14 protein-coding genes and 1 tRNA gene are annotated in these 13,300 nt (G+C 48.2%); 9 read left to right on the top strand and 6 right to left on the bottom strand.

What is annotated here, in order from left to right; translation table 11 throughout:
• Positions 1–213: 213 nt before the first annotated feature.
• The 3 genes from rhuM to ABU190_RS25955 form a co-directional block, all read right to left on the bottom strand.
• Positions 214–1,242 (bottom strand): RhuM family protein, encoded by a 1,029-nt coding sequence (gene rhuM / locus ABU190_RS25965; protein ID WP_354692791.1) that lies wholly within the window; start codon positions 1,240–1,242, stop codon positions 214–216.
• Between the two features lie 262 nt (positions 1,243–1,504).
• Complete coding sequence (locus tag ABU190_RS25960) at positions 1,505–1,714, bottom strand: DUF1471 domain-containing protein (protein WP_271849194.1); 210 nt, start codon at positions 1,712–1,714, stop codon at positions 1,505–1,507.
• A 231-nt stretch (positions 1,715–1,945) separates the two neighbouring features.
• Positions 1,946–2,233, bottom strand: a complete 288-nt coding sequence (locus tag ABU190_RS25955; protein WP_354692790.1) for a SymE family type I addiction module toxin — start codon at positions 2,231–2,233, stop codon at positions 1,946–1,948.
• 125 nt (positions 2,234–2,358) lie between these two features.
• On the opposite strand from ABU190_RS25955, the gene ABU190_RS25950 reads away from it, so the two are divergent.
• Positions 2,359–2,550 carry a toxin-antitoxin system HicB family antitoxin gene (locus ABU190_RS25950; RefSeq protein WP_354692789.1) on the top strand — a complete coding sequence of 64 codons (192 nt, stop codon included), beginning with the start codon at positions 2,359–2,361 and terminating at the stop codon, positions 2,548–2,550.
• 12 nt (positions 2,551–2,562) lie between these two features.
• Here the strand turns inward: ABU190_RS25950 and ABU190_RS25945 are convergent, their stop codons facing one another.
• The 3 genes from ABU190_RS25945 to ABU190_RS25935 all read right to left on the bottom strand — a co-directional run bounded on the left by ABU190_RS25945 (position 2,563) and on the right by ABU190_RS25935 (position 5,530).
• Entirely contained in the window at positions 2,563–3,855 is a 1,293-nt protein-coding gene (locus ABU190_RS25945; RefSeq protein ID WP_354692788.1) for a macro domain-containing protein, read from the bottom strand.
• 17 nt (positions 3,856–3,872) lie between these two features.
• On the bottom strand, positions 3,873–5,243 hold the full coding sequence (locus ABU190_RS25940) for a DarT ssDNA thymidine ADP-ribosyltransferase family protein (protein WP_354692787.1): 1,371 nt from the start codon (positions 5,241–5,243) through the stop codon (positions 3,873–3,875).
• Between the two features lie 192 nt (positions 5,244–5,435).
• A tRNA-Sec gene (locus ABU190_RS25935) sits at positions 5,436–5,530 on the bottom strand.
• Positions 5,531–6,184: 654 nt separating this feature from the next.
• On the opposite strand from ABU190_RS25935, the gene ABU190_RS25930 reads away from it, so the two are divergent.
• From ABU190_RS25930 to ABU190_RS25895, 8 genes are all read left to right on the top strand, one after another.
• Positions 6,185–7,738 (top strand): PRD domain-containing protein, encoded by a 1,554-nt coding sequence (locus ABU190_RS25930; RefSeq protein WP_039080094.1) that lies wholly within the window; start codon positions 6,185–6,187, stop codon positions 7,736–7,738.
• A gap of 25 nt (positions 7,739–7,763) precedes the next feature.
• On the top strand, positions 7,764–8,234 hold the full coding sequence (locus ABU190_RS25925) for a fructose PTS transporter subunit IIA (RefSeq protein WP_039080095.1): 471 nt from the start codon (positions 7,764–7,766) through the stop codon (positions 8,232–8,234).
• A gap of 19 nt (positions 8,235–8,253) precedes the next feature.
• Positions 8,254–8,568: a fructose PTS transporter subunit IIB gene (locus ABU190_RS25920; RefSeq protein ID WP_039080096.1), complete on the top strand. Its 315-nt coding sequence runs from the start codon at positions 8,254–8,256 to the stop codon at positions 8,566–8,568.
• An 18-nt stretch (positions 8,569–8,586) separates the two neighbouring features.
• Complete coding sequence (locus tag ABU190_RS25915) at positions 8,587–9,678, top strand: PTS fructose transporter subunit IIC (protein WP_039080097.1); 1,092 nt, start codon at positions 8,587–8,589, stop codon at positions 9,676–9,678.
• An 11-nt stretch (positions 9,679–9,689) separates the two neighbouring features.
• Positions 9,690–10,541: a class II fructose-bisphosphate aldolase gene (locus ABU190_RS25910; protein ID WP_354692786.1), complete on the top strand. Its 852-nt coding sequence runs from the start codon at positions 9,690–9,692 to the stop codon at positions 10,539–10,541.
• Positions 10,542–10,622: 81 nt separating this feature from the next.
• Positions 10,623–11,483 carry a ketose-bisphosphate aldolase gene (locus ABU190_RS25905; RefSeq protein ID WP_039080099.1) on the top strand — a complete coding sequence of 287 codons (861 nt, stop codon included), beginning with the start codon at positions 10,623–10,625 and terminating at the stop codon, positions 11,481–11,483.
• Positions 11,484–11,531: 48 nt separating this feature from the next.
• Entirely contained in the window at positions 11,532–12,449 is a 918-nt protein-coding gene (locus tag ABU190_RS25900; protein ID WP_354692785.1) for an ROK family protein, read from the top strand.
• Positions 12,446–13,132, top strand: a complete 687-nt coding sequence (locus ABU190_RS25895; RefSeq protein WP_354692784.1) for a D-lyxose/D-mannose family sugar isomerase — start codon at positions 12,446–12,448, stop codon at positions 13,130–13,132. Before ABU190_RS25900 ends, ABU190_RS25895 begins: the two co-directional genes overlap by 4 nt.
• The last annotated feature ends 168 nt before the right edge of the window (positions 13,133–13,300 follow it).

The raw sequence follows: 13,300 nt of genomic DNA, 5'->3' as shown, positions 1-13,300 counted from the left end.
GTTCTGAATAGGGCGTGTTGCCCTGATGTGATAAATAATAGACCGACCATCGGGTGATGAAAATCTAAACTATTTGCCGATAACGTTCAAAAAAATAGAACATCATTTGAGCATGTTTGTGGGTGTTGGATGAAGGGTGTTTGTAGCCCGAATAAGGTTTTTACGCCGCATCCGGGAAGGATCCCGGCGGCGCGATACTTGCCGGGTTAAATGCTATTTCCCAGCCTTTGTTTCCCATTTGACCAATCCCGCGATATCTTTTTCACCCTCAGCCTCTTTCAGGCGACGTTGCTGCTCGGCAAATTGAACATATTCAGCCTGTGCTTTTTCGTCAGCGGCCTTCTTACTGACTGAACCCGCGTCCTTTAACACCTCACGGTCGTTAAATTGCAGAAACTGATCCAATTTTATCTGCCAGTCATGCAGGAAAACCTGTTTGCGTCGGCGGGCCTGGTCTTCGGCAAAGTCCAGCCACATATTGACCACGCGATTGAGTTCGCCGATCTCTTCAGGATTGAGATAATTTTTGGCTACCGTGACATCGCTTTTGCGCACTTCTTCACTTTTGTAACTGGTCAACCCCATATGAGGTTTACTGGCGTCAGCGCGTTGGTTGATGAGTTCCGCCGCAGTATGGCCGGTGCAGGCAAAATGCAGTTTGTTCTGGATGGTTTGAAAAAAAAGCGTGGTTTCTTTGAGCGAAGGTTGATAGTCAGCGGCAAGGGCAAAGATCTCACGAACCCGTAAATAAACCCTGCGTTCGCTGGCACGGATATCGCGGATGCGTTCGAGCATCTCATCGAAATAATCAGGAACAGCTGAAGAACCCACGGGTGGATTTTTCAAACGCTCATCATCCATCACGAAACCTTTAACAAGGTATTCCTGAAGCGTTTGTGTTGCCCACTGGCGGAATTGCGTGCCTCGAATGGAACGGACGCGGTAGCCGACGGCGAGAATCAGCGGCAAACTAAAGAATTGAACATTGTATGTTTTTCCATCGACGGCAGTTGTTCGGTAAAACCGAACAACTGAATTTTCGTCCAGCTCTGCGTCTTCGAAGATATTCTTTATATGCCCACTGATAGTGGATTTGGCTTTGCCATACAGGTCGCAAATCATTGCCTGAGAAAGCCAAAGAGTATCGTTCTCGAAGCGACATTCAATACGCACTTTCCCGTCGCCGCTGGTAAACATTAAGAATTCACCTGCGGGGGATTGGGTTAATTCTCCATTTGTCATGCCACCTCCGAATCGCGAGCCGAATCTATCAAGTATGCCAGAAACACAGCCTGCGGTTCATTAGGTGAACAACTGATATAGGCATAACACCTATTGGCCGACAAGATACCTGCGCCGCCATCCGGGGATCCACCAGAGCAATATTTACCGAACCACAAACGCAAAAAAGCCCCCGAAGGGGCCTGAACGGTTGTCTGGTTGAGGGCGAAACCGGCCGCCTTGCGGCGACCTGTCCGGCAGGTCCCTCTGCGACCATCCGGTCTTATTTGCTCAGTTCAGCGGTCATGTGAACAACGTTGTTCACGGTCGCTTCGGTAATTTTGTAAGAAGCCCCTTCCTGATGTGCCTGAGCGGCGATTTTGGCTTCTGCACCGTCGATGGTGGAGGCGCTTGCGGTTACGCTCTGAGCGAACGCACCGAAAGACATTACGGAAAGAGCGGCAACTGCAACGAAAGTTTTGATGGATTTCATGGTCGTATTCCTTAAGTTATTTGTTCATAGTAGGGCGTGTTGCCCTGATGTGATAAATAATAGGCCGACCATTGGGTGATGAAAATCTAAACTATTTGCCGATAATATTCAAAAAAATAGAACATCATTTGAGCATGTTTGTGGGCACCAAGACCCCGGTGGCGCTGCGCTTACCGGGGCTGCGAACGGTAGCCCAGATAAGGCGTTGCGCCGCATCTGGGTTATTCGAGATCACGCCGCCGCAAGCGCGCCTTTAATTTCCTTCAACGCTCGCTTCGCCTGCTTTAACTCTTCTGCCAGCGCTTGTTCTTTGTCGCTATTCGTCATCAGCACAATACAACCGTCCATCACTTTCACGCTTACCTGACGCCCGGTGTCGAACCCCGCTTCACGTAGCCACTTGCCGGAAAGCGTCAAACTTGGCGTGCTGGTTTCGCCATGATGTGGGCGATATCCCACAATTAACTGGCGTCCGGTTCCAGCAGGCGTAAAGTCCAGGGTAGAATGCAAATCAGCCATAATCAACTCCTTGATAGTTGGTGAGGTTGGACGCTCCGGCTGTGGGCCAACACCGCTGTAGCGTTGATTGAATAGGCGGTTAGGTGGCCTCCTATATAAATTAGATTAAATAAATAGGTGGCCTCATGTCAATCATATCGCGCGAAAAAAAACCAAAAGGCGGCGGTCAGTCACCGCAGTTCAAAATGCGTATTGATCCGGCACTGAAGGAACAGCTTGATGCTGTAGCGGCAGAAGAAGGGGTAAGTCTCGCCAGTTGGTTAAAGGAACTGGCGAGGGAGGCTTTGCGGGATAGGGGAGTGGAGCCAAAGGGTTAAGTGAAAAAGGTTTTACTTTATTTCCTTAAGAATATTTTTAACTACATCAATTACAAATGGATCGCTTTTTGAAATATTTATTTTGTATTTTATTTCATTTTGAATATTATATTTTTGCAGTTGAATGATCAAGCTATTTAATTCTTCGAAGCTCAACGAAAACTCATTATTATATAATTTTGTATCTTTGATATTATTTTCTTGAAATAATATGTCAATATTCGGTGTTTTAGTTCCTTTGCTTCTTCCAATTAAATTGAAATTAACTTCGCTGTCAATTTCTGAAAGCGTATTTATAGTGTTTTCATATTTTATAAAATATGAATGTTTAGCAAAATTACTTAATTTTACAAGTTTATTAATCCATATTGGGTGTTCTTCAGTTATTAGAAATCGATGTTCAAGGCTAATTAATGTTTGGTAACAACCAAGAATAGAGCCTTCGCGCCACTCTTGATTTGGAGGTAGTAAAGATAAGATAAGTAAATTTCTATTCTTTGGTAATAACTCTATTAATGAGTTAGCCTCATTAATACCCAATGGTAAATATACTATTAAGTTAAAACCTAGCGCTAATGTTTCTTTAATCAATGCATTGGTTTTAGATGATTCATATACGGTAGAGAAAGTATCCAACGAATGTTTTCTATTGATTTCGATTAAGGTTTCTCTAAAGGCTAATTGCTCTTTTTTAGTTTTAAAATTGGCAGATAAAGTTATTTTTCTATCCTTATTTAGTAAGGATAAATTACCGGAATAGAAACCGTTTAAATTTTGTGGAAAGTAATCTTTTGGAATAGGTTTTATTTTTTCTTTTAAATTGTTAGTTTTATTCTTGGATTGGTTGGTGATATTAAGTTTTTGGGAGTCTTTTGGCTCAAATACCATTATGTCTGCATTAACGCTGGAAAGCTCATCTTTGATCATCGACGACACAATTTCCCAATCTAAACCTCCATTTCCGCACCCCAGCGCAGGCAAAGAAACTTTTAAATGTGGTTTATCTGTAAGGAATGAATTTAGTGCTTTCAAACCGATTAGGATATCTTCATATCTAGATTTATTACGCCAGTGTCGTTTGGTCGGGAAATTGATGATAATGGTTTCAGCGTTTTCCCATACATGAAGAAAACCTGGTCTGACTTGGCCTAAGTCACAGGCTTTTTTATAGTCTTCATACATATCGGGATATCGATTTTTAAAAGCAAGAGCAACCCCGGTGCCCATGATACCGACACAATTTACTGTATTTACTAGACAGTTTGCATTTATTGAAAACATGTCGCCACTAGTAAAAGTTATCATAGATTAATCTCTATTCCTTATTCCTTTCTTAGAAGAATATCAAGAATTTCAGTTGCTTTTTCATCACGCCACCATTCTTCTGATAAAGATAATGAATCTGCTTTTGACAAAGCGAACAGCATATATATGCACGAAGATTCATAAGTAAACCCTTTTGTAATTTCATCAGTGGAGCGGTTATCCCCAACATTCTGATTAACATTACCCATGACATCTCCAAAAAAATCATGATACAGGACAAGGAAAGTGATTCTTTTGACTTCTTGTTCATCTATTACTTTAACATAGTTACAGAATATGTCTATTAACATTGGAGCTGCTCTAACAGGATGCTTATTATCAGTTTTTTGTTTTCCATTGTTTTTTTTATTACGTTCACTATACAGCCATCTTGATTTCGGACCCTTTCCAATATCATGAAGATATGCAGCTACCTCTACAATATTTTTATTGGACTCAGATAGAGATTGAAATTCACTTGAACTTTTTAGGATTTTAACTACTGATAATACATGCTTATCAACATTCTCATTATGTACTGTATTTTCGACCTCTAGATCTATTAATTCTTTTGTATAAGGTAGTACTCCAAAGTCTTTTCTTAAGTGCGACAAGAGAACCTTGATATCCTCAAATCGATAATTTTCATTTATAGTTCTATCGTTGTATTTTCGAATTACTTTTTTATATGTTTTTTTGACTTCATTAGGTCCTGCAACACAAGAATCATTTGGTTTGCCAGCGGCAAAGTCTGTGAAAAAATGTCTTCTGTTATGCGCATCGTGAACTTGTATTTGTGGAAGATTAAACTCTGCTTCTTTTGCTATATTAATAAGTTCGAGTCTTTTTTTTTCAGAAAACACTACGAATCTTGCTGCGTATTTTAATTCTAATTTGTTATGGATAAGTAGTTCTGCCATTCTTTGTTGTTTTACTTCATCGCTTGGGCTTTTCCATTCTAATGAATTTATTTTTTCCCAACTAAGAAGGTCTAGGCTTTTAACGTCAGAATAAAAAGTCGGTGGTATTTCCGTGTTTGCAGCAGCGCTTGTAAAAACAAAATTATATTTTTCAATTATATTTATTGGGAATTCAAAATATACTATGTCTTCTTGATCAATTTTTTTCTTATTAATTACGGCTAACAGCATTGGACTTAGTGAGGAAAAATACAAAGGGACATAATCATGGACAACCCCTCTAGGGCCACATGTAACTGCCATTTTAGCCCTGCGTTCTTGTATTGTTTTTTCAGCAACGCTGAGGTGGTTACTTTTTGGAAAATCTGGATGATTATTGGCAAGCAATCCGGTGCTAAAAAGACGTGCTAGATTGCTCATATGAGTAAAATGATATACATATTGGCAAGGGTAGTTTTTTGTACACATAAAAATTCCTAGTTTAATTAAAGAATTTACATTACAAAAAAACTAATATATGGAAGTGACTGTAAATATGATCTTAAACAATAGCTAAGACTTTACTTGTAGAAACAAAGTAAGATTCTATTGATTTGACTTAAGTTAGCTAGAAAAAAAGTAAAGCATCTGAATTTAGAATGTGACTCAACATCGACAAACTGGCGGAAGATCACAGGAGTCGAACCTGCCCGGGACCGCTGGCGGCCCCATCTGGATTTGAAGTCCAGCCGCCTCACCGGAGACGACGATCTTCCGCGCCTCGATTGCTACATGGAGGCGGGGCGCATTATAGCCACTTTCAACCATTTACCACATCCCCCATCACACTTTTTTCTCGGTCTGCTGTCCGCTTTTCCATACGTTTAAGTTAAATGCTAACTTATTCATGTGGTTACTAAAATTTTCTTTTACGGCACAATCGCCGTTATAGTAAACAACAAGCGCAATTCGGTAGCTAAATTCGTGCACACCATGCACAAACCGTAGAGTCTGTGAACGTTTTCAACCTCTTTTAGCCACGGTTGACCATTTTCCAGCATGACAACCACAGCGACATCTTTGCTTCCCTGGCGCAGAGCGTGCAGCGGGGCGGGAGCAGCACAATCACTGGCATTTCTCCCGTACCCCGCCACGTCTTTCCAGACATCCCGAAAAAAATCACCTTATTTAAAATTTTTTATTCCTCCATATTTGCGAGCGCTATCACGTTAATTAGCGCGAAAAGTGTGATCTGCGCTGTAAATATCTCTGAGATCCCGCTTGTTGTCTTATTTTTTGTCCGGAAGGCAGGACACGATTTAGTATTGTCGTTATTTCAATGCCCTTTTATATTTATCATCACGGATTGCAAGCGGAGCTTATCTGTTTTAGAGCTTCATCATTATTTTTAATCTGTGTAAGGGTAAAGAATGCAAATGATTACCTCGCGACAAAACAGATTATTGAAATTCCTTCTTCCGCGAAGGGAATTTATTACATTGTTAAAAATCGCTGAATACTTAAATGTATCGGAAAAAACTATTCAGCGGGATTTACGCATCCTTGAACCGTGGCTGGCAGAATGGAATATCGGCATCAATAAGCGTGCCGGTGCCGGGGTCATGCTCAGCGCAGACAATGTCACTGACCTTTTGCACCTCGACCAGTTGCTTGGCACTGAAGGTGATGACGCAGACGGCATGATGAATAATTCCCGGCGCGTGAAAATAGCGTCGCAATTATTAAGCGAAACGCCACATGAAACGTCCATCAGCAAATTATCGGAGCGCTATTTTATCAGTAGCGCCTCTATTGTGAATGATCTGAAAGTGATTGAGTCCTGGATTGCTCCGCTGGGATTGACGTTAATTCGCAGCCAGAGTGGAACGCATATCGAAGGCAGCGAAAGTAGCGTGCGTCAGGCAATGGCTTCGCTGATCAATGGTGTTATTAACCATAACGAACCGGGAAGCGTAATCTATTCCCGCCTCGATCCGGGCAGTTATAACGCGCTGGTCCATTACTTTGGTGAAGAAGATGTTTTATTCGTTCAGTCATTATTGCAGGAGATGGAAAACGATCTCTGCTGGTCATTGGGTGAACCCTATTACGTCAATATTTTCACCCATATTTTGATCATGATGTACCGCATTACCCGTGGCAATGCGCTGCCAAAAAAAGACGACAACGCCAGTACCTTTGATGAAAACATCTTTGCCGTTGCCAGTCGTATGATCCAGCGGATTGAACAGCGCATCGCCCACCCGTTGCCGGAAGACGAAGTCTGGTTTATTTATCAGTACATTATCTCGTCCGGCGTGGTGATTGAAGAGCATAACGACGTCAGCGTGATTGGCCATATGCACTCCAGCGACGAAGCCCGGCTGATTACTCACCGGCTCATCGCGACCTTCGCCGATATGGTCGATAGCGACTTTAGCCAGGATGTCGCGCTTTATGACGGGCTGTTGATTCATATTAAGCCATTGATTAATCGCCTGAATTACCAGATTCGCATTCGTAACCCGCTGCTTGATGATATCAAAGGCGAATTGCAGGACGTCTGGCGCTTGACCCAGTGCGCGGTGAATCGGGTATTCAGCGGCTGGGGGGAACAGGCGGTGTCGGAGGATGAAATCGGTTATCTGACCGTTCATTTCCAGGCTGCGATGGAGCGACAGATCGCCCGCAAGCGCGTATTGCTGGTCTGCTCGACGGGTATCGGAACCTCACATCTGTTGAAAAGCCGCATTCTGCGCGCCTTCCCGGACTGGACCATCGTTGGCGTGGTCTCTGCGGGAAGCCTGCCGTCCGTTCTGACGGACGATATTGAACTGGTTGTCTCGACGATCAATCTGCCGGCCATTGCTCTGCCAGTGGTATACGTCACCGCCTTTTTTAATGATGCCGATATTAAGCGTGTGACGGAAACGGTTATTACGGAAAAATTGCATCGTGCGACGTCTCTGGTCGTCGAACATTAATATCTGAATCCATGAGGTATGTTTAATGGACATAACAAAAATCCTGAATACGAATCGCGTTATTTTAGATATGAAAGCTACGAATAAAACGGAGGCGATTGAGGAATTAACCGACCTGTTGCAAAAAGATGGCGCTATTAGTTGCCGGGAAACGTTTATTCAGGATGTCTGGCAACGTGAATCAGAAGGGTCGACCGGCTTCGAAAACCATATCGCGATACCTCATGGTAAATCCTCAGCGGTGGTCAATACCACTCTGGCGATTGGACGCACACGCCAGGATATTCCCTGGGAAACCCTGGATGGCAGTAATGTGCGCTGCATTATTTTATTTGCTGTACGGCTTGAAGATCAAAACACGACGCATATTCGCCTGCTTTCTCAGGTGGCGGGTGCACTGGCGGATGAAGAGATCATCGAGCAATTACTGGTCGAACGTAGTCCACAAAAGATTATTGACTTGTTTAGTCAATATGCCGAATCCGATGTTTGCTAAATAAAAAGTGGAGCATGTTATGAATATTGTTTGTGTCGCTGCCTGTACGGCAGGTATTGCACATACGTATATTGCCCGCGAGAAGTTAATTAAAGGCGCAAAAGCGCTTGGGCATAATATTAAAGTTGAAACTCAGGGCACTATCGGTACTGAAAATGAGTTACTGGCGGAAGATATTTCCGCAGCCGACGTCGTTATTCTTGCGGTCGATGTCAAAATAAAAGGAGAAGAACGTTTCATTAATAAACGCATCGTGCGAGTTAAAACCGAAATTGTCATTAAATCACCCGTTCAGTTTCTTGAAAAGGTCGAGAAATCATTAGCTAATGCGTGATCCTTATCTGGAGGTCACATGAGTGAAAATAAAGTTCCTGTTTCGCAGGAAATAAAAAGACATCTTTTGACGGGCATCTCGTGGATGATTCCGTTAATTGTGGCGGCGGGCATCTGTATTGCCCTCGGCCAGGTACTCGGCGGCACAAACGTTGGCGAAAAAACGGGCACCATCCCCTGGATGCTCAATCAGATTGGCGGCTGGGGAATGGGGTTGATTGTCCCCCTGATCAGCGCCGCCATTGCCTACTCCATTGCTGACCGTCCCGGATTCGCGCCGGGCCTGATTGTCGGCTTTGTCTGTGGGCAAATTCATACCGGGTTTATCGGCGGGATGCTGGGTGGGTTCCTGGTGGGCTACACCGTCTTGCTGCTTAAACACTACATCCGTCTGCCGAAATCCATGCAGGGGCTGATGCCCATCATGGTGCTGCCCGTCCTGAGCACCATTATCGGCGGCCTGTTGATGATGACCCTGATTGGCAAACCCATCGCCTGGCTGCAGGAAGCGCTGATCCACATGCTGGAGTCGATGCAGGGCGGTTCTCGCTTCCTGATGGGGGCGATCCTTGGCGCGATGGCAACGTTTGACTTCGGCGGCCCGGTGAACAAAACCATGTCGCTGTTTGCCGATGGTCTGCTGGTCAGCGGTGTATACGGGCCGGAAGCGGTGAAATTTGTCGGCTCCATTATTCCGCCGTTCGGCATCACCCTCTCTTTCCTGCTGACGCGCCACAAATACACCCGTGCCGAACGTGAAGCGCTGAAAGCCGCCTTCCCGATGGGGATCTGCATGATTACCGAAGGGGTTATCCCGATTGCGGCGCGTGACCTGCTGCGCGTGGTCGGCTCCTGTGTGGTGGCCTCGGCGATTGCGGGTGGCCTGATCATGGTGTGGGGCGTGGAAAGCCCGGTTCCGCACGGTGGCATGTTTGTGGTGCCGCTGTTTACCCATCCGCTGCTGTTCTGCCTGGCGTTGGGGATCGGCACGGTTATCTGCGGCGTGATGCTCTCGCTGTGGAAGAAACCGGTAACCGAACGTGACGAAGAGTTTGACGAGCTTAGCGATAAGAAACTGAAAGACGAAGAGATCACCTTCACCCTGGAATAGACGGAGACCGTATGTTTGCCGACATGAAAAGTATGGTGACCAAAGCCTGGCGTGAACACTATGCGCTTCTGGCCATCAACTGTATGAACCTCGAAAGCGCCCGCGCGGCGGTGCGGGTTGCCGAGAAACATCGCGCGCCGATTATCCTGAACCTGTATCAGGGACATCTGGCGCATTTTCCGCCACCGGTTGCCGTGGCGGTGGTGAAAGCGCTGGCCGACGAGGCCACGGTGCCGGTCACGCTGGCCCTTGACCACGGGAAAGATCCGGTGCGCATTCGTCAGGCGTTTCGCGCCGGATTTAGCGGCCTGATGATTGACGCCTCTGCCTTCCCGCTGGAAGAGAACATCCGCCAGACCCGCGCAGTTGTTGAGCTGGCCGCCAGCGCCGGGCTGTGTGTGGAAGGGGAGTTGGGCCATCTGGCCGATGCGCCGCGCTATGACCACGCCACCAATGCGGATCTCATGACGCAGGCCGCCGACGTTGAACCGTTTATTGCGCAGACCGGGATTGATCTGCTGGCGGTTTCCGTTGGCACCGCGCACGGCATGTACGCCCCCGGCATCACGCCAGCTATCGATTTTCAGCGCCTGGAAGAGGTTGCCCGTAAATCGACGGTCCCGCTGGCATTGCACGGCGGTAGCGGCACCCCGTTTGACCAGATGCAGCGTTGCCCATCCTTTGGCGTCGCCAAGATCAATGTCGGCGCGGCGGTGTTCGAAGCTGGAAAGGCCGCGCTGCTGCATACCCTGTGTCATGACAGTTCCCGCGAACTGATGGATGTGCTGATCGCCATGGAGCAGGCCAGCGAAGAAGCCATTATCCCGTATCTACAGGCCAGCGGCGCTATCGGCAAAGCCTGATTCTTTTTTCTGTTACGCCTTCTATGCCTCTGCAACGACGCACCGGCAGGGCTTGCTACACCCCGAAACTGGAGAATTAACATGTTAATTTCGATGAAAGAGTTACTGAAACCCACCCGCCAACACGGTTTCGCCATTGGTGCGTTCAACGTGGCGGATAGCTGCTTCATCCGCGCGGTGGTGGAAGAAGCGGAAGCCACCAACACGCCTGCGATTATCTCCATCCACCCCAGCGAACACGATTTTGTCGGGGATAGCTTTTTCGGCTATGTCCGCGATATCACCATGCGCAGCCCGGTGCCGTTCACCCTGCATCTGGATCACGGCGCGTCGGTCGAACATGTGTTGCGGGCGATCCAGTGTGGATTCACCTCGGTGATGATTGACGGCTCGCTACTGCCCTATGAGGAGAACGTGGCGCTGACCAAAGAAGTGGTGCGCCTGGCGCATGCGGTGGGCGTTTCGGTGGAAGGGGAACTGGGCACCATCGGGCAGACGGGCACGTCCGTGGAAGGCGGCGTGTCGGAAGTCACCTATACCGACCCGGCACAGGCAGAGGATTTTATTGCCCGCACCGGGGCAGACACTCTGGCGGTGGCGATCGGTACGGCGCATGGTATCTACCCGAAAGGCATGCAGCCGAAGTTGCAAATGAACATTCTGCGCGACATTGCCGGGCGTCTGGATATTCCGCTGGTATTGCATGGCGGTTCGGCGAACCCGGATGCGGAAATCGCCGAGTCCGTGACCCTGGGGGTGGGCAAAATCAACATCTCCAGCGACATGAAATACGCCTACTTCCAGAAAGTGCGTGAGATCCTCGCCCGCGAAACCTGGTGGGATCCGAACGTGATCTACCCGGACGCGATCAACGCCGCTCGGGAGGTGATCCGCTACAAAATGAAGCTGTTTGGATCAACCGGGAAAGCGTCACTCTACTAAGGCCATGGAGGCGGGTTCGCCCGCCTCTTTCGCAATAAGGAAAGGGATATGTACTACCTGGGGCTGGACATCGGCGGCACCAAAATCGCGGCGGTGGTGATGGATGCGCAAGGGCAGGAAAAGGCGCGTTACCGCTGCCCGACGCAAAAAGCGAGCTATCCGCAGTTTGTGGAGTCGGTGGTCGCCTTTATTGACCAGATTCGCCATGACATGCAGCAGCCGATGATGACGGGGATTGCCCTGCCGGGGAGCGTCTCGCCGCTGAGCGGGCTGATTAAAAATTCCAATATTCAGGTCATTAATGGCCGCGCGTTGCAGGCGGATCTCCAGCAGTTACTGGGGCAGACAGTGGTGATGGCGAACGACGGCAACTGTTTCGCCTTGTCGGAAGCGTGTGACGGTGCGGGGCAGCAGCATGAAGTGGTGTTTGGTATCACGCTCGGTACAGGCTGCGGCGGCGGGATAGCCATTCACCGCCAGCCATTTGTTGGCGCGTGGGGGAATGCCGCCGAGTGCGGTCACATTACCCTGCCGGGATACCGCGAGCAGCACGATGGCCCGCCAGTACGTTGTTATTGCGGTAAGGATAACTGCGTGGAGTCGTTTGTCTCCGGGACGGGGTTGAGCGAGCGCTACCGGTTGTTCAGTGGGCAACATCTTACAGGTGATGCGATTGTGGCGCTGGCGCAGCAGGGTGAACCCAACGCCGTGCGGCAGGTGGCGCGGTTTCGCCAACAGCTTGCCCGCACCCTGGCAACGGTGGTGAATCTTCTCGACCCTGGCGTGATTGTGATTGGCGGTGGGTTATCGAATGCAGAGTCGCTTATCGCGAATCTTGAAGCCGACGTCGCCCCTTTCGTTTTTACCGATCATTTCTCTACCCCTATCGTGAAAGCCCATCACGGCGACAGCAGCGGCATGCGCGGCGCTGCCTGGCTTGCCATTCGAACCGGGAGAACAGAATGAAACGTTCACAGATTAACTATGCCATTGATAAAGCGCATGCCATCGCCGAGACGTTCCGGGTGTGCCTGCCGGCGTTTGCCTTTTTCACCGTCGATGCCTGGCGAAAGCAGCCGTTGGAGGAATGGAGTGAGGTGCTGGATCTGCAACTGGGCTGGGATATCACCGATTTTGGCCGCGGCGATTTTAGCAAAAACGGCCTGACGCTGCTGACGTTACGTAACGGTGCGCTGAATTCAGCCGCCTACCCGAAGCCGTATGCCGAAAAGATGCTGCAAATCCAGCAGGAGCAGCAGACGCCGTGGCATTTTCATCGCCATAAAATGGAAGACATTCTGAACCGGGGCGGTGGCGATTTGTGTATGCAGTTCGGCTGGGCGACGGATGAGGCGCTATTTGACGAGCGGCGTGCGGTGGAGGTGCGTGTGGACGGGCGGCGGCGTACGTTTAAGCCCGGTGAGACGCTGGTGTTAAAACCGGGGCAGGGGGTGTGCCTGCCGCCGTGTTTGTATCACCGTTTCTGGGCCGAGAAAGCCTTTGTGCTTGGTTGGGAGATTTCGATGGTGAATGACGATAAGCGCGATAACCATTTCCTTGAGCCCGGCGGGCGTTTCCCAACCATCGACGAGGATGTGCCCGTGAAGTGGTTGTTATGCCATGAGTATGGGCGTTTGAATGTGACGTGATTTTCCCCGGATGCTGCTTGCCTTTCTCCCTCTCCCTTTGAGGGTGTACGGTCCGGAGACATAGTGAACGCTTGTTCGGGGACATGGTAGACACTTACAACTGAGGCATAAGAACCCGTTTATGGAGTCACTTATGCCCTGGGATGCGAGAGATACCATGTCATTACG

Origin of the sequence: Phytobacter sp. RSE-02 (assembly GCF_040578655.1) — a bacterium.
In the GTDB taxonomy this organism is placed as follows: Bacteria; Pseudomonadota; Gammaproteobacteria; order Enterobacterales; family Enterobacteriaceae; genus Phytobacter; species Phytobacter diazotrophicus.
The sequence above is the reverse complement of the archived record's forward strand: the minus strand, read 5'-3'. Positions and strand labels throughout refer to the sequence as shown.

Bases quoted from the DNA above. Each gene is read 5' to 3' on its own strand.
- ABU190_RS25905 (WP_039080099.1), top strand. From the start codon at position 10,623: ATGTTAATTTCGATGAAAGAGTTACTGAAACCCACCCGCCAACACGGT.
- ABU190_RS25915 (WP_039080097.1), top strand. From the start codon at position 8,587: ATGAGTGAAAATAAAGTTCCTGTTTCGCAGGAAATAAAAAGACATCTT.
- ABU190_RS25960 (WP_271849194.1), bottom strand. From the start codon at position 1,714: ATGAAATCCATCAAAACTTTCGTTGCAGTTGCCGCTCTTTCCGTAATG.
- ABU190_RS25895 (WP_354692784.1), top strand. From the start codon at position 12,446: ATGAAACGTTCACAGATTAACTATGCCATTGATAAAGCGCATGCCATC.
- ABU190_RS25950 (WP_354692789.1), top strand. From the start codon at position 2,359: ATGTCAATCATATCGCGCGAAAAAAAACCAAAAGGCGGCGGTCAGTCA.
- ABU190_RS25955 (WP_354692790.1), bottom strand. From the start codon at position 2,233: ATGGCTGATTTGCATTCTACCCTGGACTTTACGCCTGCTGGAACCGGA.
- ABU190_RS25900 (WP_354692785.1), top strand. From the start codon at position 11,532: ATGTACTACCTGGGGCTGGACATCGGCGGCACCAAAATCGCGGCGGTG.
- ABU190_RS25920 (WP_039080096.1), top strand. From the start codon at position 8,254: ATGAATATTGTTTGTGTCGCTGCCTGTACGGCAGGTATTGCACATACG.
- ABU190_RS25910 (WP_354692786.1), top strand. From the start codon at position 9,690: ATGTTTGCCGACATGAAAAGTATGGTGACCAAAGCCTGGCGTGAACAC.
- rhuM (WP_354692791.1), bottom strand. From the start codon at position 1,242: ATGACAAATGGAGAATTAACCCAATCCCCCGCAGGTGAATTCTTAATG.
- ABU190_RS25945 (WP_354692788.1), bottom strand. From the start codon at position 3,855: ATGATAACTTTTACTAGTGGCGACATGTTTTCAATAAATGCAAACTGT.
- ABU190_RS25925 (WP_039080095.1), top strand. From the start codon at position 7,764: ATGGACATAACAAAAATCCTGAATACGAATCGCGTTATTTTAGATATG.
- ABU190_RS25930 (WP_039080094.1), top strand. From the start codon at position 6,185: ATGCAAATGATTACCTCGCGACAAAACAGATTATTGAAATTCCTTCTT.
- ABU190_RS25940 (WP_354692787.1), bottom strand. From the start codon at position 5,243: ATGTGTACAAAAAACTACCCTTGCCAATATGTATATCATTTTACTCAT.